Genomic DNA, 21,468 nt, shown 5'->3' on the forward strand with positions numbered 1-21,468 from the left:
ATATTAACACATGACGCGTTTTACAGATATTTTAAAACTGTTCTTACTTTTATTCTTATAATATACATCAAAAGTCTAAATGCTTTCTTGTCTAAATTACTTTATACTATAGATTATGCTATGACAACCTTACTTTTTTTATGAATATGAGGTTGTTGAAATATTAAATCGAGGTAATCATATGACAAAAATACATGAATTTTTCAGTTCAGCTATTCAGCTCAATTTATATTGGGTTATGATTATAGCTCTACTTTATATAATCATTCATAATTATCGTAATAAACCGATAAATCGAATTTTGGATATTTATTTAAATTACATCCCTGTATTAACACATGAATTTGGACACATTTTATTCAATAAATTAAGTGGTGGGAAAGCCAAAGATTTAGTTATTGTTGCATCGCCTACTGAACGTATTGCTACGTCGCAACAAGGATTCGCTGTGACTCAATCAAAAAGTCGTTTCGGTCAATCTATCACTACATTTGGTGGTTATATCATGCCACCACTCATGTTATTTTTAGGTTTCTTAGCTATTGAATTTCAATACCCTAGTTTATTTATAAGTGCATACTTAGTTATATTTATTTATTTTTTAATACTAACCTCAAGAAAGATACTGCCAATCTTCATTGTTATTTTACTTATTGCACTACTCTATTTTTTATTCCAAAGTGATAATCAATTGATGATGTTTTACATTGTGAGCCTTACATCTCACTTTATATTGGGTGTCTTATTAGGCGAAGTCTTGCAATCTTCAGTCACTATTTTTAAACTGACATTTTCACAACAACCTGTATCTTGGGATGGTAGTACTTTAAAAGAGTTAACACATGTCCCTACCTTTATTTACAGCATGATATGGATAGCGATTAATATCTTCACAATTTATCAATTATTTCATGGGTACTTTTTTACTTAAATCACTGAGCTTGAGATGATGTTTCTAACATCTACCTCAAGCTTTTTTTATTTTTTTAAACAAAAAAGTGGATGCTAAAAGCTACCCACTCCATAAAAATCATTTATATTTCAGCGTAAATATGCGCTGCATTATCATAGCTTAAAATTGTCACATTTTCGTCTTTTTGAACAATAATCACTTTATTTGTATCGTCTTTATTAATGATTTTAATTTCTTCATCAATTAATATATCTTTGCTCGATAAATATATGAGTAATTCAGTACGATCACGAACACGTTTAATTGTCACCTTATCGTCAGCCTCAAATGAAAGTAAATTCGTAGTATAAAGTTCTTTGTATTTACTATCACGTGGTATCACGCCACCGTGTGGACAAGTAATTGGATAATCCAATAGTTTATCCAAACGTTCTACAAACAAATTAGATACTTTGTGCTCTAAAACTTCTGCTTCTTGATGTACTTCTTCCCAATTATATTTCAATATTTTTATTAAAAACAATTCAATTAAACGATGACGTTTAATGATATCCAACGTGTATGTTAAACCTTTATCTGAAAGCTGCACACCTTTATATGGTTTTGTTTCAACATACCCAGTTTTTTCTAAACGGTGAACCATTTCACTGACTGAAGGTGGTTTGATGTTTAAATATTGGGATAGTGTCTTATTTGAAACAAAAAAATGATCACCATTGTGCGTTAAAATCGCCTTTAAATAGTCTTCTTTTTCTTCAGTTAGCATTATCTCACCTCTCAACTCATTCACTTCATTGTATCACGAATCGACTTGACACGCTAAATCTTCATGGTATATTATAAGATAAATTAGGTTAGCCTAAAAATATTGTTAAGGAGGTCTAATATGTTAAGAGTTAAAAACCTAAATCTAACTTTAGGGAATAAACATGTCTTAGAAGACATTAATTTAAACATTCCTATAAAAGGCGAGATTATTGGCATAATGGGGCCAAATGGTGCTGGGAAATCATCTTTACTCAAATCTTTTATTGGGGAGTTTAAATCTACTGGGACCGCCCACTTAAACGATGATTACATACATAATTCATTAAAATCTATCACCTATATTCCACAAAAAGCGCATATTGACTTAGATTTTCCAATTGATGTCGAACATGTTGTTATATCAGGCGCATACAAAGATATCGGTTGGATTAAATGGGTAACGTCAGAAACTAAAAAAAGGTTAAATCAATTGATGAAAACCTTGGAATTAGAAAGTTTACGTCATCGTCAAATTTCACAATTAAGTGGTGGTCAATTACAGCGTGTACTTGTCGCACGTGCGCTAATGACGGAAAGTACACTTTATTTGTTAGATGAGCCCTTTGTCGGTATTGATTTCCATAGTGAACAAATCATTATGACACAACTACAAAAATTGAAAAGTGAAGGTAAATTACTTTTAATTGTCCATCACGATTTATCAAAAACTGAAGAGTATTTTGATCGTGTCATACTTTTAAACAAAACAATTCGTTATTTCGGTGACAGTAGTACTGCAATGCTACCAGAGAATTTAAATAGTACATTTTTAAATTCGAACTCAAAAATTGAAGCGACTTAAAACAACAGAAAGGAGATAAATTTATTATGGAATTCGTTCAACATTTACTCGATTATAAATTTTTAAGCAATGCCTTAATTATTTCAATCGTAGTTGGAATTGTATGTGGTACAGTTGGCTGTCTCATCGTCCTTAGAGGACTTTCGCTAATGGGTGACGCAATGAGTCATGCTGTGTTACCTGGTGTCGCCCTATCTTTCTTATTCAATATCCCTATGTTTATTGGGGCATTAATCACAGGTATGATTGCCAGCATCTTCATTGGCTTTATTACGAAAAATAGTAAAACCAAACCTGACGCTGCTATCGGTATCAGTTTTACAGCATTTTTAGCGATGGGTATTATTTTAATCAGTTTGATTAACAGTACCACTGACTTATACCATATATTATTTGGTAACTTACTCGCTGTAACTCAATCAACATTTTGGTCAACAATTGTTGTTGGTGTACTGGTTATGATATTAATCATACTATTCTACAGACCGTTAATGGTCTCAACATTTGATCCAGTATTTAGCCGAATGAGTGGTCTAAACACCACTATAACTCACTATTTTGTAATGTTATTACTATCACTTGTAATTGTAGCGAGTATTCAAACTGTCGGCATTATTTTAGTTGTCGCGTTATTAATTACGCCAGCCTCAGCAGCGTTTTTAATTGCAAAAAAATTACATACAATGATGATTATATCAAGTCTTTTTAGTACAATCAGCGCGATTGTTGGCCTCTATTTCAGCTATCTTTATAATTTGCCAAGTGGCGCAACAATTGTATTATGCGCATTCTTGATTTACATCGTTATTTTTATATTAAGTAAATTACAAATTTTTAATAAGAAGGGACAAACTATATGAAAAAAATAATAGCAATTGCACTCGTTTTCATCCTTTTTTTAAGTGCATGTAGCAATGGGAGCAATGAAAAAAGCGATACAGCTTCAAATGATAAATTAAAAATTGTTACGACAAATTCAATATTATACGATATGGTCAAAAATACTGCCGGTGATAATGTTGAAATACATAGTATTGTGCCAATTGGCCAAGACCCTCACGAATATGAAGTTAAGCCTAAAGACATCAAAGCACTAACTGATGCAGATGTTATTTTTTATAACGGTTTGAACTTAGAAACAGGAAATGGCTGGTTTGAAAAAGCATTAAGTCAAGCCAATAAGTCAACTAAAGATGATTCTGTAGTAAGACCTTCTGAAAATGTAAAACCACTGTATTTAGAAGGTGGCGAAGGTGACAAATCAAAACAAGACCCTCATGCTTGGTTAAGTTTAGACAATGGTATTAAATATGTTGAAACAATCAAAGATACAATATTAAAACACGATAAAAAACATAATGACGAAATCAAAGCTCAAAGCGAAAAGTATCTTGGAGAACTAGAACAACTTAATAAAGAAAGTCATGATAAATTCAATGATATTCCTAAAGAGCAACGCGCAATGATCACAAGTGAAGGTGCCTTCAAATATTTCTCTAAACAATATGACATCAAACCTGGTTATATTTGGGAAATTAATACTGAAAAGCAAGGTACACCTGAGCAAATGAAACAAGCAGTTCAATTTGTAAAAGATAATAATTTGAAGCATTTACTTGTTGAAACAAGCGTTGATAAGAAGAGTATGCAAAGTTTAAGCGAAGAAACGAAAAAAGACATCTTTGGCGAAGTATTTACTGATTCAATCGGTGAAAAAGGGTCTAAAGGTGATTCTTATTACAATATGATGAAAGAAAATATCGAAACAGTACATGGCAGCATGGAATAAGTCGATAGGCTATTTAACCTATTATAGGTGAATAGCCCCATGTCGTTCGTTACCCTCCTTATAACGTACGGCATGGGGCTATTCAAGCCTTAAATCATCTCCTTAGCTCCATCAATGGTAGATTCCTCCCCCATTGATGGAGCTTTTTTTTAGCGAAACTTCTTCCTAAAAGGAAGTTAGTTTCGCTTATGCATAAAGACTTACTTTCCAATTCATTGCGATTAGTAAGTCTTACACATATGCTTTAGCATATGTGATCCACTACAACAGCTCAGGCGTTCCTTAATCTCCTACAAGGAAATTAGTTTCGCTTATACATTCGCCTTTAAGAATGTATTACTCAATCGTTTAACTCATTGATGTTATTCTAAATAACTTTTGAATAAGTAATATCTACATTAGTATTACAGGGTCTATTGATGATCTTCCATTATTTAATTTAAATATATTATTACTGTTTAAAAATGTCAGTAATTTGAGCCGAAGAATACAGGCTGAGTGCTGTGCCCGTGGAAAGCGTAAAAAAAGTGCCAACAAAGTCGGAGACTTTGTCGACACTCTGAGAGGCTGAGACAAAATACATGTCTCAGTCTCAATTATTATATTAGCGGTGGCTGACTGAACTGAAAATGCGGTTATATTAAGCTCTTGTATTCCATTTTCTAGTTAGCTTTGCTGGGTTGGCTCATACGACGAAATCTTGTTAGAAAAATTAGATTTCTGTCCCACTCCCTCATGCTATTTAAGAATCATTCATTAATCCGTTAAACTATCTACAATAATCATTTCATCATAATTTATTGCTTCACGTATTTTTAAAGCAGTAACTTCGCTTACCTCTTCATCTTCAACCATTTGATTCAATACACGGCGTTGTTCTTTAAGCGCCGTTAATTTAATTTTTGTTATTGAATTCTCGCTTTTTGCATTAAAGAAATTAGACGGCGTTAAGTTATCTATACGTATAAGATAACTATCACAGATCATACCTACTTCTAATTTATTATCTTCAGTTGTTTCTTTAGCTAAACGACTTACGACGCGATAATGTACTGTACGCATAACATTAGAGATTTCTCGCAAGTTGTCAATGATGGATAATGAAGTAGCTGCATTGGTCTTAACTTTACGTTTAATTCTGCGTTTTAAAATCATTGCTCTAAGTTCAACTTTTATACGTTGAAGTAACGAAGCTTGCTTATAGACTTGCGTACGTTCAGAATAACGCATATAGTTTTCTAGAACATTAGTAGTAATATCACCATTCTCTACTAAACCGTTTAATGTATTATTTTCAACCGCAAATGCAATATTTTGTAGTCTTTGAAGTTCCTTCGTATTTTCATCTTCGTTTTCCACAGTTTTTAAAAATGCTAATTTCTCATGATAATCCTTGATTACATTACCATATTGAAAACTAGATTCCACAGATGACATTTGATTTAAATTATCAATGACTTTTTCTAATATTAAAACACGTGCCTGCTTGAAACTCATTCCTTTTTGTTTCGGTTTTTCAGCATTTGGTGTAACTAATGGTAAGACAAATTGCGCAACAATCAAACTAATAATCACCATTCCAGATGCTATAAAAAGTAAATCATCTCTAAAAACAAAAGAATGATGATCTGCTAACACATACGGTAGAGTTAAGGCAATTGCTAACGAAATTGTGCCATGAACGCCGCACACCGTCATGACAAACGCATACATGCCACGTTTTGGAGGTGCTTCTGTCGGTTTCTGATTATCTTCATTATAAGAAATCATTTTTTGGAATGGACTGACTGGTAAGTAAAAGTAAGGATATAATATGAATACCCATAAAAATCTAAATAAATATATCGCAAGTGCAATTAAACAAGTAACGACAATTAAGAAAATTAAATTATGAGGTTCATTTTCTATAATTCTTCCTACTACTTCAGGTATTAAGTATCCTAAAATAGAAAATACAAAACCATTTAATGCATAACCTAATATATTCCAGGTGTGGTTATAACTCATTTGCAATCTCGTACGTGCTTGAGCAATACGGTCACGCTCAAAACCATGTACTAAACCTGCCACTACAGCAGCAATGATACCTGATGCATGAAACATTTCTGCCACAATATATGTCACAAAAGGTGTAACAAGCTGTATAAAAGTGAACATATTAATATTTTCAATACCACGTCTAGATAACGTTACTCTAAATCTTACTAAAGCTACCCCAATAAGAAGCCCAACAATAAAACCGCCTATTGAAGAAACAAGAAATTGTTCAACAGCATGCGTCACTGAAAACGCACCTGTAACAAGTGCTGCTACAGCAATTTTAAAAGATATGATACCCGCAGCATCATTTAAAAGTGACTCACCCTCTAAAATTGTCATAGATCCTTTTGGTAACACTTTCCCATTTGTAATAGCTTGAACTGCAACAGCATCTGTAGGGCATAATATCGCAGCAAGCGCAAAAGCTGCAGCCATTGGTAATTCCGGCCAAATCCAATGAACAAAAAGCCCTACTACAATTACAGTAGTAATGACTAAACCTAATGCCATCATTAGTACCGGTTTAATATAACGCCTTAAGTGGACACGCGAAACCTTAACCCCTTCTACAAAAAGTAATGGTGCAATTAATGCAACCATAAACAGTTCTGAATCGAAATGAAGTTCAACAGGTACAGGAATCACATACACCAACATACCGAGTATAATTTGAATAAAAGCTAAAGGTACTTTCGGTATAAAAATGTGTACAAGTGAGCTAACGATTACTAGTGCTAAAAAAATGAGTATCGTCTCAAATATTTGCAAGGTTTCACCTCTTTTCAACTTAATTATTTTTTCATAATTGTTGAGGTTGAAACAATAAATAATATCGTTTTTTAAATGAACATACCGTGTCTCAAACTCTTACACTTAATAACAAATAGTATAACCCCTATCACCTATTTGATTAATATTTTTAAAATTAACACAATTACAAATATATATTATTTTATCATTTTTTTACCCTTTGCTTAAACGTATTACACTTGGGGAGTTGAATTTTCTTTTATAACTCTCATATACAGTCTAATGCACAATTAAATAGTATTGCCTAATTTAATATTAAAATCACAATAGAATGCATATACAAAATAGCCCTGATGCATACGCGTTCGAGACAACTAAAAAATGATGAGGCTGCGACATATACTTATGTCCCAACCTCATCATTTTTTAGAATTTATATATTAGTAATCGTGTTCTTTTTCATATGTTTTACGTCTTCGTTCTTCACGATCTTCTGCACGTTTTTTCAACATATCAAATGTATTATTTTCTTTAGAACTCAACAATATATTTGTTTGTCTTGGCGCGTCACTTTTACGATACATGTAAGCCCCTGTACGATAAGCGGCACGTGATATTAAGTGTCCTCCGACTGGCGACGTTAAATTAATAAACACCAATGCCAAAATAAGTCGCACGCTTAAATAACCTTGTGAAGAAATAAAATAGATAATAACGCCTACAAGTGTCAGTAATACTGAAAGTGTAGAACTTTTAGTCGATGCGTGACTTCGTAAAAATACATCTTGAAATTTTATTAAACCTATTGCACTTATTAATGCGATAATACTTCCTAAAAACATCATAAATGCTGCGATTAAATTAACGATTTCGCTTGTTATTTGCATTGAAGACGTGCCCCCCTTCTATAAATCTAGAAATGGAAACGGTGCTTACAAATGAAATAATAGCGATTAATAGAATTGAATCAAGGAACGAGAATGTACCAAAGACAATACTGAGCATACCTACCATAGACATAAGTATGGCACTTGCGGTATCAAAAGCAACTACCCTATCAGCAGTTGTTGGTCCTTTAATCAATCTAAATAAAGTTAATAATAATGCAATTCCAAACAAAATCAGAGCACTTGTAATGAAAAAATCAATAAGGGATTCTATCATTCTGCCACCTCCAATATGAGTCCTTCATATTGTCTAATACTTTTTAACAATTTTTGTTTTTCTTTGTCTGACACATCAATTGCGTGTATAAAGAACTTTTGTTTTTCTTTTGAGATTCTAATTACTGTTGAACCAGGCGTTATAATAATTAAAATTGTTAAAAAGCTAACTTCCCAATCACTACTTAACGTTGTTTCATAAGTTACCAAGCCCGGATTTAAATCTTTAGTTTTAAATAATATATAATTGATTGTTGTCATACTAGACGTGACTAGTTGATATAGATAAACAGCTAAAAATTTAATCGTTACCCAAACTTTTTTCAGATAAAATTGCTGTCCAAAAAAGCGGTGTAAAATATAGATAACTAATAAGCCAATAAGATAACCTGAGGAGAACGTTGATGCTTTAAAAGATTCTTCATCTTGAAAAAGCACCCATAAAAAAGCAATGACAATATTAAGCAAGACTTGTTGCATTATTTATCCTCCTTCACTAAATGAGGGTTAACCATTTTTTCATATAGTCCATCATCCATATTTAAATGTGTCGCATTATCTGTCACTTTGAAAATCAATGGCGCTGCAAGTCCCATAGCGAGTATCACTGCTGTCAATATCCCAATGAGACCTTTACGATACGTAGGTATCTTTTTAAATTCTGTTTCTTCAGCTTTCTTCTCATTACCTAGATACATCGTAAAGAAGATTCTGAACAAGCTAAACATTGCAATTAAACTTGTAATTATCATTAAAGCTAAGCCAATATAATTACCATTTTCTATAGCACCTTTAAAAATGAATACTTTACCAGGGAAACCACTAAATGGTGGTACGCCTCCGATAGCTAAGATCATAACTACAAAAGCCACACCAAAAAATGGTTCTTGTTTGGCTAGACCATTTAAATTTCTATATTGTCTGTATCCAGTAATATAGACTAAACTACCAATAATAAAGAATAGCAATGTCTTAACGACAATGTCATTGGCTAAATAGAAAATAGCGCCATTGACACCAGCGTAGGTATTTGATCCTAATCCTAATATGATAAATCCAATTGAAAGTATAACTTGATATGCTGCAATCTTTTTAATATCACGATAAGCAAGTACGCCAAATGCTCCAATCAGCATTGTAATACAAGCTAAAAATACCAGTAGTGGATGCGTAATGCCTTCATGACCATCAAAAATCAATGTAAAGAACCGGATTAATGCGTAAGCCCCTACTTTAGTCATTAATGCTGCAAACAGTGCTGCAAGTTCTGTATTTAAAACTGCATAGGCTTTAGGTAACCACATAAAGAGCACTAATGCTGCTTTAGCACCAAAGGCAATTAAAAAGACCATAGACACAATCGTTATAGCACTTTTGTCATTCATCTCATTCAATCGCTGTGCTACAAGAGCAAAGTTTAACGTACCTGTCATTTTATAAAGCAACCCAATACCTAGAAGTAACAACCATGATCCAAGTATATTAAGTACCACATAAATAATTGCAGCACGTAATTGCTCAATTGATTGTCCTAATGTGATAAGTACGAAGGATGCCAATAACATAACTTCAAACATGACATATATATTGAATAAGTCAGCTGTTAAAAATGAACCTATAACACCTACAGTTAAGAATAAGATGAAACTTGGTAGATAATAGCGTATTGCTCTTTTCTCTGTTCTACCAAAACCATAAGCCATAATTAACGTAACAACGAAACTGGATGTAGTAACCATCAATAAACTTAATGAATCACCAACAAATTGAATACCAAAAGGTGCTTCCCATCCTCCAAAATCTAAGGCAATAGGTTTGTTATACATTACGTGAATTAATAAGAACAATGAAATAACGGTTGTAACAGCCATCGTTCCAATTGAAAAAATTCGAGACAATCTGCTGTTAGTACGGATGAAGACAAGGGCTAATGCACAAACTGCTGGGAGAAGTAACGGTAGTATTAATAAATTACTCATTAGCATCGTCGTCATCACCTCTCAATACATCAATTTCATCTTCTTTTGTTACACGATACGTTCTATATACAAGTACTAATAGAAAAGCTGTCATTGCAAAGCCAATTACAATCGCCGTTAACACAATTGCCTGTAATAAAGGATCAACAAAGTTTTTACTGCCTTCTCCTATCAAAGGTTCAACCATATTCTTGCCATACTGACCCATACTCATAATAATTAAATTGCCTGCATGTGTGTAAATAGATATACCTATAACGATTCTTATTAAATTGACTGATAATATCATATACGTTCCGATAAATATTAAAAAGCCAATAACCATTAATAATATAAGATTCATGATCGACCACCACTTATAGATAACATAACCGTTACGACAACACCTACAACAGATAATACAATACCTGCTTCAAATAACGTTACGGTCGTTAAATGGACTTCACCTAACAAAGGTAATTGTACATATGCGTCAGTTTGGTAAAGGAACGGTTTACCAAAAAACATAGGTACAACTGCAGTAGCAAAAGAAACTAATGAACCTATGATCATTAATATTCTAAAATCTAAAGGCAAAGCAACTAACACTTGTTTAACATCGAAGGCCAAGAACATTAAAATAAATGCTGAGCTAAATACAAGACCACCAATAAAGCCGCCACCTGGATTATTATGACCTGCCAAAAACAGATAAAATCCAAAAGTTAACAATATAAAAACGACAATCTTGGTTACCGTTCGTAATACAACATCATTCTCTTTCATCTTGACCCCTCCGTTCTTTAAAGTTAAGTAATGTATAAATTCCTAAACCAGCAATGATGAGCACCATACCTTCAAATAAAGTATCTAGTGCACGGAAGTCACCAAGAATGGAATTTACAATGTTTTTGCCGCCTGACAACTCATATGCATCATGGTAAAATGTCGAAATTGTAGGCATCGAGTCACTTTGTTGTGCAATAAATACAAGCATGACTACAATCACTGCCATCAATAGCGATACAATAATTTTGACCGCTTCACGTTTTTTGTGAACTTTTGTACGCGGTACGTTGGGTAGTCTTGAGAAACTAACAATAAATAATATTGTTGTAATCGTTTCGACAACTAATTGTGTTAATGCTAAATCTGGTGCTTTCATTAAAATAAAGAATATCGTTACACAATAACCGATAATTCCATTTAAAATAACCATTGTTAAACGTTGACGTATAAATGTTAAAGCAATACCTAGTACAAATACAACAATTAATGTGATCACTTCTAACGGACCAAATTCACTCACATGAATTTGTTGCACTTTTGGAAATCCTGTTTGAATAACTCCATATACCACAACCATTATAAAAATAAGTAAAGTTAATGTGATGTAATGATTTAAACGGTTATTCATTAAGCTACGGATTCCATATCCTGAATAATGTTCAAATTGTTTATATGACCCTAAATATAGATCTGTAATTGATGTTACTTTAATCTTATTAGCATATTTTTTCCAATCGATTTTAAATGCTGCTGTGAAGCCAACAATCATTACAATCAAACTTAAAATCAACGGTAAATTAAATCCGTGCCACTGCGATACATGTGGCGCTATTTTATCTACATTTTCTCCAATTGTGATACTTCGTAACGCCGGTAAAATAATATAATGTCCAAATATATTTGGAACAAAGAATATAATCGGTAACAAAATCATCATAATTGCAGAAGGTAGTGTGAACATGAATGGTTCATGCGGATTTTTTATCGGTAAATCTGCTTTCTGATAGTCTCCCCAGAAAACTTCCTTAATCAAGTAAACTGCATAAATCAAAGTAAATATACTTGCTACAACGCCTATCACCGCAATAATTACCGTAAGGAATATATTGAATTGGGGTAATTGGTGTGCGCTCACAAGTCCGTCAAAGAACATTTCCTTACTCAAGAAGCCATTTAAAAATGGAATACCTGCCATCGATAAAGCAGAAAGTAACATTATTATATGTGTAATGGGAAACACTTTTCTTAAACCTGATAAGCGACGAATATCTCTTGTACCTGTCTCATGGTCAATAATACCTACACCCATAAACAGCGCACCTTTAAACAAAGCATGATTCATTAAATGGAATAAAGCTGCGAACAGTATTAAACCATAAATTTTAGAAAGTTCACCTGTTGGATGTTGAGCAAACCCTCCACCTAGTCCTACCATTGATACAATCATACCTAGTTGACTAATTGTAGAATAAGCTAATATTGCTTTCATATCGACTTGACGTATCGCATTGATTGCGCCAAAAATCATTGTGATTAAACCAACGAATGTCACACAATAAATATAGAAATCACTTAAACCTAATACAGGTGTAAATCTAAATAGCAAGAATATACCTGCTTTAACCATTGTTGCCGAATGTAGATACGCACTTACTGGTGTTGGAGCAGCCATCGCTTTCGGTAACCAAATGTGAAATGGAAATTGAGCTGACTTTGTAAATGCCCCTATTAAAATGAGAATAATAATAGGTATAAACAAGTCACTCTGGGCAATTTTATCACTCTGTTCAATAATTGAAGTTATTGAATTTGTTCCTGTTACAGTATAAATCATAATGAAACCTGCTAATAATGCCAAACCACCAAAGACTGTAATCATAAATGATTGTATGGCCCCAAATTGACTATCACCTTTATTGTACCAATAGGCAATAAGCAAGAACGAAGATACACTTGTTAACTCCCAAAACACATACATAAGAATCGTATTGTTAGCAGTAACGATACCTAACATACTGAGCATAAAAAGTAATAAATATACATAAAAACGTGGTAAATTGTCATGTTCTTTAGATAAATATTGAGTTGCGTAGTAAAATACGGCTAAACCAATGAGTGAAATTAATAAACTGAAGAATAAACTCAATCCATCTAATCTAAAATCAATATTGATATCTAAGAGTGTCAGCCACGGTATCTTAACCGTTACAAAATGTCCTGCCATCACTTGAGGTATTTGCCATAAAAAGTAAATCGAAGAAATAATCGGTGCAATTAAAGCAATTTGACCTGCAAATCGCTGGAATTTAGGATTTATTAGTGTGCACAATACCGCTACCATGATTATAATCAAGGCACCCAGTAAATATATTAAGCTCATCATATCCCTCCTTTAATTATATTTTATAAATTTAAAGCTATTGTTGTTTTAGTAGTCTTTGCAGAAATACCTATGAATTTCATCGTTTCAAAAGTTGTTTGATGACCTAAATATTTTTGAATAATAGAAATAGATATACCAGATTGATAAGCATGATAAGCAAATGTCTTTCTTAACGTCGTCAAACCAATATGTAACATGCCTAACTCTTCAGCTGCAACATGGATAATACGATATGCTTGTTGTCTTGATAGACCTTTTAAAGTTCTATTTGATCGAAACAATAGCTCATCATTTTTCAGATCTTCTTCTGTAATAAAGATCATTAATTCATTCCTCAACGTGTCGGGTAATCTAATATGAATATTGGGAGCATGGTCCTCTAGCCAATACTGCTTAATATCATCGTGTTCGTCTTTGACGTCTGACACACAAAGATTTAGTAGTTCGGAAAGTTTAACGCCAGTATGTATTGCAAACTTGAATAATAAATAATCTCGTTTCGACTTATTACTTAATACTTCATACATAGACTTTATCTCTTTTATATCCCTTATAGGGTCCACTTGATTCATATATTCACCTCTTAACAAATTGAATGTTTCTTATTTAATGATATATGATATTTATGTCACATGGAAGTATTTAAACCGAATTTCCCAAAAAAATTTTGACCATTTTAGGATGTTTATTCGATATATATAGTGAAAGGAGGTTAAGCAAATGAATCAAATCAAACAGCTTGGAGTCACATTAACTCGCGTTTTGTATGATCAAGATGGAAAAGCTTCAAAGTTCAAGCGTCATTTCGCAAATTTAAATACCGAAGCAACGCCAGAACAAATAAAAAGCTTCAAGTCTATTATTGAGCAAATTACTGGTAAGCACTTTGACACTATCGAAGTTATTAAAACTGAAACAATTAATTAAGGAGGAGAAAGAAATGATGTCCCAAACATTAGAACTTATTTTCAATGATGCTGTGAATAAAACAATCAAATTGCAAATACCTAAGATCGAACATTCGGTAAACGAAGGTACGGTTAAGGAAGGAATGAATAAATTAATCACGCTTGATATTTTGAGACCAAAAACAGGCATCCCTACAAAAGTTCATTCTGCGCATATTATAGATAAGACAACCAATGTTCTATTTGAAAATTAGTTAATTCTATTATAAATATATTTACTTAGGTGATTAACTAAAAAAGGCTTGAAACAATTGTTTCAGGCCTTCTTTTTACACAGAATAATTGACGTTTTAAACTGCCCACCAATTAATCTCACTATTATTGATTTATACCATTAATCTCTATAGGGTCTTAATCTAACCGTATCACCAAAAAATATCTTTTTCTTACCTAACTTCTTGCATATTGCATATTTATTATACACTTCAACAATTTGAGCTAAATTTTTATAAGATCTTCTTGGATTCAACACTTCTATAAATTGATTTTTCTTAATGCCATCATTACTTCCTGCCCCAACAAAAAAAGTTTCCTCATCTGTTAGTCGAATTATGGAAAGCTGTTTCAATATAATTAGTCACTCACTTCTTCAAAAGCTTTTATTATTATAAAGTTATTATTACTTCATAGTTGTTAATCTTATTTCCCAAAAACCATTAACATACGTATTCTATTATATTTTGTGTGTTGTGTACATCATAATAAACTAAAAAGCTATTTTCTTTTAAAGAATTTAAACATAGGAAAAGCATAACCTTTCCTATATAATGTAATTATCCTAATAGAAAGCGTGATTTAATGTTTCTTTTATATATTATTGGGATTATCGCAGGTATGGTTGTTCCGTTCCAAACTTCAATTAATTCTAGACTAAGCCTTTATACAAAGTCTTCATTCTATGCGTCAACAATCTCATTTGCAACAGGTACAATCTTTTTAATCATACTCAATCTTATAACTAATCCTCATGTTTTTACAGCACAATTTTACAGTAACCAATCTTTTAGTTACATATGGTTTGTCGGCGGTATGCTTGGCGTCATTTTCCTAACTGGGAACTTACTCCTTTTACCCCGTTTAGGTGCATCTCTTACTGTAGTGCTCACTGTAGCTGGTCAAATCATTATGGGTGTGACAATCGACACATTTGGCTGGTTTGGAGCTGATAAAGAAGCCTTCACAGCATTTAAAGTACTGGGTATTATATTTTTAATTTTCGGTATCATTCTGATGAATTATGTTCGCAGAAACCCTAAAGACAAAAATAAAAATAGTTCAATTTATATTTGGTTGTTTATTGGGTTTATATTTGGCTTCTGTCCACCTATTCAAACTGCTATTAATAGCGCATTGGGTCAACAAATAAATTCCTCAGTAATGGCTTCACTGATATCATTTACAGTAGGTACAATTGTATTATTTATTTTGACTTTAATTTTCAATAGAAGTCTTAAACTTGCTACTTTCACACCTAGAGAAGGTCGTCTTAAACCTATTTACTTTATCGGTGGTATCCTTGGTGTGATTTTTGTGACTACAAACATTATTTTAATGCCTCACTTGGGCGCTGCATTGACTACAATTATTGTTATGCTAGGTCAAATGTTAATGGGTGTTATTATAGATCATTTCGGCTTGCTGGGCACTTACAAAAATAAAATTACTAAGAGAAAAGTTTTTGGTATTATTGCTATAATGATTGGCATTATTTTATTGAGATTATTTTAAAAATTGTTCACTCGAGTCATTTACTTTTAACATTTAGTAAATGACTTCTTTTTTTATAACAAATTCTTTGTTTTTCGCTGTATAATCAAATCATCAATACATCAAGAGGTGACATCATTGAAGAAAATCATTATTTTATTTACTGTGTTGATAATACTTTGTAGTATCGGCGCCCTAAGTTTTTACTATTTCAAAATTAAAATAACCACGAGTAAACCAGAGCATCATATTGACACTTTGAAAATAACCTATAACAAACCCTATACCTTTATAGGAAGGCAAGAGCCTGCTCAACGATTTCCAGTTCATTATGAGCCCCATAAAGGCTATATTAACGATTGGTTCGTTAAGTCACATGACAAAATAGAAAAAAACCAGCCTCTGTTTGAATATTATAATCCACGTATTGAACATCAAATTAGTAGCAAGCAAAAATACCTTTCACAATTAAAGCAAAACAATAAATCCTCCACTACCCCGGTACATTCAGAAATATTACGTCTACAAAATCAAATCGCACAACTCCAAGAACAACTTCGTATCACAGTTTATGCTCCAGCGTCTGGCATCGTTCATATTAATCAATCATGGTCTAATCAAACTAAATCTCCTGTTATGCAAATCTATGATCCTACTACAGTAATCAAAGCTGAAGTTGATGAAGTGATAATTGATAAGCTTCATTTAAAAGACAAAGTTTCTATTAAAGACAATAATCAGCAAACATTTGACGGTGAAGTGAATTATATTTCTAATTTCCCAATAAATATAGACATATCAACTAAAAATTCCAAATATTTAGTTGAGCTAAATTCAAATTCTGCCGCTGTTTTTGGTAAACATTTCACAGTAGAAATACCTAACCACATTATTGAAGTTCCCAAAACAGCAATATATGATAAGCAATTTGTTTTCATACAAAGAAATAAAAAATTTATAAAACGAGTTATTAAAACACAAAATTCGGGTAATAACAAAGATGTACTAATTCTTGAAGGATTAAATCAAGGAGATGTCATAGCTAGAAATGCCGATACTGTGCTGTCTAAAAATTAGACGTACACGTTATAAAAAGTTATCATTTTAAAATATGATAAGATTATTTAGCCTTTTTATCATATTATGGTAAATTTAAAAACAGAAAAATAAATTTCGATTAGTGTATTGGTATTTAAAGAATTGAATTAATAATAGAAATCATTAACGTAACGCTTAAACATGTTTTTGTTTACTTTCTATTTTTATTTAGTTATAATAAACTAAATAATAGTGGTTTTAATATATTTCACTTAAATATAATCGAGCCACAAATTATGACAAACACTTTGTATTTAACTTTGAATTAAGACAAATAATCATACAAAAAAATTATTAATATGTATATTTGATTGGGCATTTAGAATAGGGAGGAATTAGGATGGCTATCACCAAAATCAATGATTGCTTTGAATTATTAGCTATGGTCACATATGCTGACAAACTAAAAGGTATTATCAAAAAAGAATTTTCAGTAAGTTTCGAGGAGTTCGCTGTATTAACATATATTAGCGAGCACGAAAGTGAAGAATATTATTTAAAAGATATCATTAATCACTTGAATTACAAACAACCACAAGTTGTTAAAGCTGTTAAAAACTTATCTCAAGAAGATTATTTTGATAAGAAACGTAATGAGCAAGATGAAAGAACTGTATTAATCTTAGTTAACACTAAGCAACGTAAAAAAATCAATGAATTATTAACTCGCGTTAATAGTCGAATTAAAGAAGCTAACGACGAAAAAGAAGTTTAAGCTAATTTAAATTTCTATAATATATTCAACTTATTTTTTAAAGGGGAGTGGACATGTATTTATGTCCACTCCCCTTTTTTATATGTACTTACCTCATGTTATCAACACCACTTCAAGATCTTCATTTCATACAAAAAGTAAAAAATACCGCTGATAAAGTCCTAAGACATTATATCAACAGTATTTCATAAAAAAATAAAAAAATTGCAGTATCTATGCTCTATAAAATAACAACGTGTATTTTATAACGACTTTGCAAAACCCCTTTATACTAAATCATTCTTTTGATATTTCAAAGCATCAATAAAATCTAAATATGCCTCCACAAAATGATCGGGCTCTTCAATATGTGGCGCATGACCTGATTGCTTAAATTCTAAAATAGTTAAAGTTTGAAACGCATGATTATATCTATCCGTTGATTCTCCCATATTTAAGGGGTCATATCTTCCATTAACTAGTAGTGTTGGAACATTAACATGTTCAATCTCAATGTCTTTATTAAAAACTGGAAATCCCATTATTGCTCTTGTCGCAACAGCACTATCTTCGGCTGATTGTCTACTATAAATGAGCTGATTTTGAAACCACTTTTTAGCTTTTCCTTGATTTTTATACATATACGGTAACAATAGAATAAGTGCTTCAGATTTATCAAAGCCTTCTATTTCATCTTGATGTTCTATCATTAATTTATTTAACCCGTGTACACTGTCTATAAGATTAGATGTAATTAAAGTTAATGATGTCACCATTGATTCATATTTGTTAGTAAAACTTTTAGCTATTAAGCCACCCATATCATGTCCAATTAAATGTGCTTCTTCAACTTCTAATTTTTTCATTAATATTTTTAAATCTTCAACATGATCTTCTAAATTAAAGGAGTTCGGCTTAGAAGATTTACCATGCCCTCTCACATCGTAAACAATAACATCAAATTTATTTTTCAATGCATCTTTCAAGTTATATAAAGAAGCCATATTGCTATCTAGTCCATGTATTAATATAACAGGAAAACCTTGACCCTCACGGATATATGCTATCTCGTTGTTACAACTTGTTTCGATTTTTATCATTATGGGCCACCTCCCTTTTCAGAAGTAATATACCCTTATTTCGTGTTTATTACGCTACTATTTTTGTTTTTGTCAGAATATATCGTTTATAAATTTATTATTTTTCTATTCCAGCTATTAAAAAAAGCGCTTCAAGATGTTAACGAATTATTTCAGTTAACATTTTGAAGCGCGTTCTAAAAATATATTTATATAAACTATTTTAACTTTAGTTCCTAGATGAAATACGTATTGTGTAATAAATAATAACAATTAATAGCAAGAACCAAATAACGATAGATCCAATTTGAGCAATTTCAGGACTGCTAATCATCGCGTCTATTGTTTTTTGACAAAGTAGTAAACCAATACCAGTAAATTCTAATCTTCTAAAATAAAGACCAGCAATACTAAATATAATACCTACAAAAAATACAGCTTGGTGTCCGTATACAGTTACTGCTACGATACCCAAATTCATATTAAATGCGTGTGCAATAATGAGTATAAAAGATACACCTGCAACTACCAAGCCTATTATTCTTTCGAATTTATTACTATAAAGATAGTTTTTCCAATCAATACGTAAATATATAAAAATCGAAATTGGTAAAATAATTAAACAATAAAAGATAGACAATCCTGTTGCTGCTTGGAACGGCACAAATTGTTTATCATATAAATACGATAGCAATATAAAATTCAGTATAAAAAACACAATAGGATTCAATTGCAATGTAAACAAATTACGTTGTATCGTCAAAATTACTTCAGCGGGTGATTTTTTTCTATATTCAATATAATCTTCATCTTTTTCTTCAGATTTCTGAAAATCTTTTTTCAATTTCACTTTAATATCATCTATTAAATTTGGTGAAAGACCTTTATGAGTGAAGTAATCATTAATGTTTTCCACTAGTACTTTGTCGTTAACTCTCATGACAAGCTCCTTTAATAATATTTGAACTATATCTACTATAATTTAATTTATAATCTCATACTTACACTTATTTTAACAATAAAATAACCGACAAGTATATAGCTTTACACTTGCCGGTCAAATTATTCTTTTTAAATGCTATAAGCAATATTTATTCACCAATATCTATACGATATAGTTTAATGTTTTTATCACTTGGAGATGATGAGCTGAATTGATATGAAACTTCATCATCTTGCACATAGCCAAAGTTACCAGTTACATTATTATAATGCTCACGTGCGACCGCATCTTTGCTTACTTCATTTTTAACTTCATCATAAGCTGGGCCATCAGTATCATTATAACTCATAGAAACACGAGTAATTTCGCCTTCATTTTTCTTACCATCAGTAGCTACAACAAGTACACCATTGTCTTTTTTAAATTCGTAATAATGTTCACTGTTATCAGGTCGATGAGAATAGACTGGCGTATCATTATTTTTCAATACACTTTGAATAGACTCGCCTAATGTTGCGCCTTCTAATGTTGTATCTCCTTCTTGTAATGCCTTAACATTTTGGATAGAGTTACCTGAAGCCGCATCCACACTACCTGCACCAATTCCAGAAAACGCTAATCCTGAAACTAAAACTGCCGCAAACATTTTTTTCATAAGCGCTCTCTCCTTCTATTTAAAAGTTATTTTGTGCTCATCAACAGTGTACTATAAATATTACGTAATTAACAGGGATGTTACAAAAAGATTACATATTCATATCTTTTGTAATATAAATGTGCGGCTATTCTATATTTTTGTTTTTTCATTTGCTTTAATAAACTCTCCCACAACGTCGAGGAACTTTTCTTGCTGTTCTATAAATGGATATAAACCTGATTTTTCGAACACTTCAAACGAAACATCCCCGATATAGTCACCCACTTCCTTAGCTTCTACAACGGTTGTTCTTTCACCGTGTTGCCCAGCGATAATTAAAGTTGGTAAATGGATTTCCCCTAAATAATGCATTATTTGATTATTATTAAATGATTCCTTTACTGCTGTTAATTCAGCTTTCGTAGCAATTGCATTGGTATCATCTACTTGTTTTAAAACCTTTTTAGCTGCGCGTTTTGAATAATATAAATGCTTATCAAAAAACTTTTGTTGCGCTTCTTGTTCCCAATTACGTACTTTATCTGAATATTTGCGATACAAACGTTCTTCAGGTGTTATTTCATTAAGTAGCGTTGGATTCACTAATGTCAGTGTCGTTGCCATCTCTGAATATTGAGCAACAAATGAGGCTGCAACTGATCCGCCTAATTCATGGCCAATTAATGAACATTCTGGAATATATAAATAATCTAATAGCGCTTTAATATCTTCTGCATATGTTTTAAATTCAATACCATTTGGTTTATCTGAGTAACCATGGCCTCTTAAATCAATAAGCACAACCTGATGTGTTTTATTAAAAGCATTTTCAAGTTCATTGTAAATAGATAAATTATCTAAGGCAGTGTGTATCATTACAATAGCATTGCCCTCACCACTTGTTCTGTAATTCAAAGCGACACCATCTTTTGTTGTAAATAAATTCAT

The 21,468-nt window shown here is 31.9% G+C and carries 24 protein-coding genes; 9 read left to right on the top strand and 15 right to left on the bottom strand.

The features are described 5' to 3' along the window. The first annotated feature begins 181 nt into the window (after window positions 1–181). Entirely contained in the window at window positions 182–931 is a 750-nt protein-coding gene (locus PYW44_RS10710) for a M50 family metallopeptidase (protein WP_021339616.1), read from the top strand. 103 nt (window positions 932–1,034) lie between these two features. Here the strand turns inward: PYW44_RS10710 and PYW44_RS10715 are convergent, their stop codons facing one another. Beyond that, window positions 1,035–1,679, bottom strand: coding sequence for a metal-dependent transcriptional regulator (locus PYW44_RS10715; protein ID WP_002508395.1), 645 nt, complete (start codon window positions 1,677–1,679; stop codon window positions 1,035–1,037). Window positions 1,680–1,799: 120 nt separating this feature from the next. Here PYW44_RS10715 and PYW44_RS10720 point away from each other — a divergent pair, with 120 nt between their 5' ends. From PYW44_RS10720 to mntC, 3 genes are read left to right on the top strand one after another with little or no spacing between them, the layout of a single operon-like run. Beyond that, window positions 1,800–2,522, top strand: coding sequence for a metal ABC transporter ATP-binding protein (locus PYW44_RS10720; protein ID WP_002508396.1), 723 nt, complete (start codon window positions 1,800–1,802; stop codon window positions 2,520–2,522). A 23-nt stretch (window positions 2,523–2,545) separates the two neighbouring features. Beyond that, window positions 2,546–3,382 (top strand): metal ABC transporter permease, encoded by an 837-nt coding sequence (locus tag PYW44_RS10725; RefSeq protein ID WP_031266063.1) that lies wholly within the window; start codon window positions 2,546–2,548, stop codon window positions 3,380–3,382. Further along, the gene (gene mntC, locus PYW44_RS10730; protein ID WP_021339614.1) at window positions 3,379–4,311 is read left to right on the top strand and encodes a manganese ABC transporter substrate-binding lipoprotein MntC; all 933 of its coding nucleotides are present in this window, start codon (window positions 3,379–3,381) and stop codon (window positions 4,309–4,311) included. The genes PYW44_RS10725 and mntC overlap by 4 nt, the downstream gene beginning before the upstream one ends. A 756-nt stretch (window positions 4,312–5,067) precedes the next feature. Here mntC and PYW44_RS10735 read toward each other — a convergent pair. The 9 genes from PYW44_RS10735 to PYW44_RS10775 all read right to left on the bottom strand — a co-directional run bounded on the left by PYW44_RS10735 (window position 5,068) and on the right by PYW44_RS10775 (window position 13,966). After that, window positions 5,068–7,119, bottom strand: a complete 2,052-nt coding sequence (locus PYW44_RS10735) for a cation:proton antiporter (RefSeq protein WP_021339613.1) — start codon at window positions 7,117–7,119, stop codon at window positions 5,068–5,070. A 422-nt stretch (window positions 7,120–7,541) separates the two neighbouring features. Further along, a complete protein-coding gene (locus PYW44_RS10740) occupies window positions 7,542–7,988 on the bottom strand; it encodes a Na+/H+ antiporter subunit G (protein ID WP_002508400.1) in 447 nt (148 codons plus the stop codon). After that, the gene (gene mnhF2, locus PYW44_RS10745; RefSeq protein ID WP_021339612.1) at window positions 7,963–8,265 is read right to left on the bottom strand and encodes a Na+/H+ antiporter Mnh2 subunit F; all 303 of its coding nucleotides are present in this window, start codon (window positions 8,263–8,265) and stop codon (window positions 7,963–7,965) included. Before mnhF2 ends, PYW44_RS10740 begins: the two co-directional genes overlap by 26 nt. Continuing rightward, a complete protein-coding gene (mnhE2, locus tag PYW44_RS10750; protein ID WP_002508402.1) occupies window positions 8,262–8,744 on the bottom strand; it encodes a Na+/H+ antiporter Mnh2 subunit E in 483 nt (160 codons plus the stop codon). The genes mnhF2 and mnhE2 overlap by 4 nt, the downstream gene beginning before the upstream one ends. Then, window positions 8,744–10,249, bottom strand: coding sequence for a Na+/H+ antiporter Mnh2 subunit D (mnhD2, locus tag PYW44_RS10755; RefSeq protein ID WP_021339611.1), 1,506 nt, complete (start codon window positions 10,247–10,249; stop codon window positions 8,744–8,746). The genes mnhE2 and mnhD2 overlap by 1 nt, the downstream gene beginning before the upstream one ends. Continuing rightward, entirely contained in the window at window positions 10,236–10,586 is a 351-nt protein-coding gene (gene mnhC2, locus PYW44_RS10760; RefSeq protein ID WP_002508404.1) for a Na+/H+ antiporter Mnh2 subunit C, read from the bottom strand. The genes mnhD2 and mnhC2 overlap by 14 nt, the downstream gene beginning before the upstream one ends. Beyond that, window positions 10,583–11,008 carry a Na+/H+ antiporter Mnh2 subunit B gene (gene mnhB2, locus PYW44_RS10765; RefSeq protein ID WP_002508405.1) on the bottom strand — a complete coding sequence of 142 codons (426 nt, stop codon included), beginning with the start codon at window positions 11,006–11,008 and terminating at the stop codon, window positions 10,583–10,585. Before mnhB2 ends, mnhC2 begins: the two co-directional genes overlap by 4 nt. Then, on the bottom strand, window positions 10,995–13,391 hold the full coding sequence (locus PYW44_RS10770) for a DUF4040 family protein (RefSeq protein ID WP_021339610.1): 2,397 nt from the start codon (window positions 13,389–13,391) through the stop codon (window positions 10,995–10,997). Before PYW44_RS10770 ends, mnhB2 begins: the two co-directional genes overlap by 14 nt. A 23-nt stretch (window positions 13,392–13,414) precedes the next feature. Then, a complete protein-coding gene (locus tag PYW44_RS10775) occupies window positions 13,415–13,966 on the bottom strand; it encodes a tyrosine-type recombinase/integrase (protein ID WP_021339609.1) in 552 nt (183 codons plus the stop codon). A gap of 148 nt (window positions 13,967–14,114) precedes the next feature. Here PYW44_RS10775 and sroA point away from each other — a divergent pair, with 148 nt between their 5' ends. Together sroA and PYW44_RS10785 are read left to right on the top strand one after the other, a co-directional pair. Next, window positions 14,115–14,321, top strand: a complete 207-nt coding sequence (gene sroA, locus PYW44_RS10780; RefSeq protein WP_021339608.1) for a sigS mRNA-stabilizing protein SroA — start codon at window positions 14,115–14,117, stop codon at window positions 14,319–14,321. A gap of 16 nt (window positions 14,322–14,337) precedes the next feature. Continuing rightward, window positions 14,338–14,556, top strand: coding sequence for a DUF2922 domain-containing protein (locus PYW44_RS10785; RefSeq protein ID WP_031266061.1), 219 nt, complete (start codon window positions 14,338–14,340; stop codon window positions 14,554–14,556). Between the two features lie 140 nt (window positions 14,557–14,696). Here the strand turns inward: PYW44_RS10785 and PYW44_RS10790 are convergent, their stop codons facing one another. Further along, window positions 14,697–14,930 (bottom strand): hypothetical protein, encoded by a 234-nt coding sequence (locus tag PYW44_RS10790; RefSeq protein WP_021339607.1) that lies wholly within the window; start codon window positions 14,928–14,930, stop codon window positions 14,697–14,699. A gap of 230 nt (window positions 14,931–15,160) precedes the next feature. Here PYW44_RS10790 and PYW44_RS10795 point away from each other — a divergent pair, with 230 nt between their 5' ends. The 3 genes from PYW44_RS10795 (at window position 15,161) to sarA (ending at window position 17,882) form a co-directional block, all read left to right on the top strand. Next, window positions 15,161–16,090 (top strand): DMT family transporter, encoded by a 930-nt coding sequence (locus PYW44_RS10795; RefSeq protein WP_021339606.1) that lies wholly within the window; start codon window positions 15,161–15,163, stop codon window positions 16,088–16,090. A gap of 108 nt (window positions 16,091–16,198) precedes the next feature. Further along, window positions 16,199–17,146, top strand: coding sequence for an efflux RND transporter periplasmic adaptor subunit (locus PYW44_RS10800; protein WP_230621986.1), 948 nt, complete (start codon window positions 16,199–16,201; stop codon window positions 17,144–17,146). A 361-nt stretch (window positions 17,147–17,507) separates the two neighbouring features. After that, on the top strand, window positions 17,508–17,882 hold the full coding sequence (sarA, locus tag PYW44_RS10805; RefSeq protein WP_021339604.1) for a global transcriptional regulator SarA: 375 nt from the start codon (window positions 17,508–17,510) through the stop codon (window positions 17,880–17,882). 266 nt (window positions 17,883–18,148) lie between these two features. Here the strand turns inward: sarA and PYW44_RS10810 are convergent, their stop codons facing one another. The 4 genes from PYW44_RS10810 to PYW44_RS10825 all read right to left on the bottom strand — a co-directional run bounded on the left by PYW44_RS10810 (window position 18,149) and on the right by PYW44_RS10825 (window position 21,468). Then, window positions 18,149–18,961, bottom strand: coding sequence for an alpha/beta fold hydrolase (locus PYW44_RS10810; RefSeq protein ID WP_021339603.1), 813 nt, complete (start codon window positions 18,959–18,961; stop codon window positions 18,149–18,151). Between the two features lie 208 nt (window positions 18,962–19,169). Continuing rightward, window positions 19,170–19,880: a low temperature requirement protein A gene (locus PYW44_RS10815; protein ID WP_002508415.1), complete on the bottom strand. Its 711-nt coding sequence runs from the start codon at window positions 19,878–19,880 to the stop codon at window positions 19,170–19,172. Window positions 19,881–20,031: 151 nt separating this feature from the next. After that, on the bottom strand, window positions 20,032–20,538 hold the full coding sequence (locus tag PYW44_RS10820) for an SA0570 family protein (RefSeq protein WP_021339602.1): 507 nt from the start codon (window positions 20,536–20,538) through the stop codon (window positions 20,032–20,034). A gap of 132 nt (window positions 20,539–20,670) precedes the next feature. Next, entirely contained in the window at window positions 20,671–21,468 is a 798-nt protein-coding gene (locus PYW44_RS10825) for an alpha/beta fold hydrolase (protein ID WP_021339601.1), read from the bottom strand.

Source organism: Staphylococcus equorum (genome assembly GCF_029024965.1).
Classification (GTDB): domain Bacteria; phylum Bacillota; class Bacilli; order Staphylococcales; family Staphylococcaceae; genus Staphylococcus; species Staphylococcus equorum.

Coding starts and splice junctions, on each gene's coding strand:
- PYW44_RS10710 (WP_021339616.1), top strand. CDS start 182: ATGACAAAAATACATGAATTTTTCAGTTCAGCTATTCAGCTCAATTTA.
- PYW44_RS10715 (WP_002508395.1), bottom strand. CDS start 1,679: ATGCTAACTGAAGAAAAAGAAGACTATTTAAAGGCGATTTTAACGCAC.
- PYW44_RS10720 (WP_002508396.1), top strand. CDS start 1,800: ATGTTAAGAGTTAAAAACCTAAATCTAACTTTAGGGAATAAACATGTC.
- mntC (WP_021339614.1), top strand. CDS start 3,379: ATGAAAAAAATAATAGCAATTGCACTCGTTTTCATCCTTTTTTTAAGT.
- PYW44_RS10740 (WP_002508400.1), bottom strand. CDS start 7,988: ATGCAAATAACAAGCGAAATCGTTAATTTAATCGCAGCATTTATGATG.
- mnhF2 (WP_021339612.1), bottom strand. CDS start 8,265: ATGATAGAATCCCTTATTGATTTTTTCATTACAAGTGCTCTGATTTTG.
- mnhE2 (WP_002508402.1), bottom strand. CDS start 8,744: ATGCAACAAGTCTTGCTTAATATTGTCATTGCTTTTTTATGGGTGCTT.
- mnhD2 (WP_021339611.1), bottom strand. CDS start 10,249: ATGCTAATGAGTAATTTATTAATACTACCGTTACTTCTCCCAGCAGTT.
- mnhC2 (WP_002508404.1), bottom strand. CDS start 10,586: ATGAATCTTATATTATTAATGGTTATTGGCTTTTTAATATTTATCGGA.
- mnhB2 (WP_002508405.1), bottom strand. CDS start 11,008: ATGAAAGAGAATGATGTTGTATTACGAACGGTAACCAAGATTGTCGTT.
- PYW44_RS10770 (WP_021339610.1), bottom strand. CDS start 13,391: ATGAGCTTAATATATTTACTGGGTGCCTTGATTATAATCATGGTAGCG.
- PYW44_RS10775 (WP_021339609.1), bottom strand. CDS start 13,966: ATGAATCAAGTGGACCCTATAAGGGATATAAAAGAGATAAAGTCTATG.
- sroA (WP_021339608.1), top strand. CDS start 14,115: ATGAATCAAATCAAACAGCTTGGAGTCACATTAACTCGCGTTTTGTAT.
- PYW44_RS10785 (WP_031266061.1), top strand. CDS start 14,338: ATGTCCCAAACATTAGAACTTATTTTCAATGATGCTGTGAATAAAACA.
- PYW44_RS10795 (WP_021339606.1), top strand. CDS start 15,161: ATGTTTCTTTTATATATTATTGGGATTATCGCAGGTATGGTTGTTCCG.
- sarA (WP_021339604.1), top strand. CDS start 17,508: ATGGCTATCACCAAAATCAATGATTGCTTTGAATTATTAGCTATGGTC.
- PYW44_RS10810 (WP_021339603.1), bottom strand. CDS start 18,961: ATGATAAAAATCGAAACAAGTTGTAACAACGAGATAGCATATATCCGT.
- PYW44_RS10815 (WP_002508415.1), bottom strand. CDS start 19,880: ATGAGAGTTAACGACAAAGTACTAGTGGAAAACATTAATGATTACTTC.
- PYW44_RS10820 (WP_021339602.1), bottom strand. CDS start 20,538: ATGAAAAAAATGTTTGCGGCAGTTTTAGTTTCAGGATTAGCGTTTTCT.
- PYW44_RS10825 (WP_021339601.1), bottom strand. CDS start 21,468: ATGAATTTATTTACAACAAAAGATGGTGTCGCTTTGAATTACAGAACA.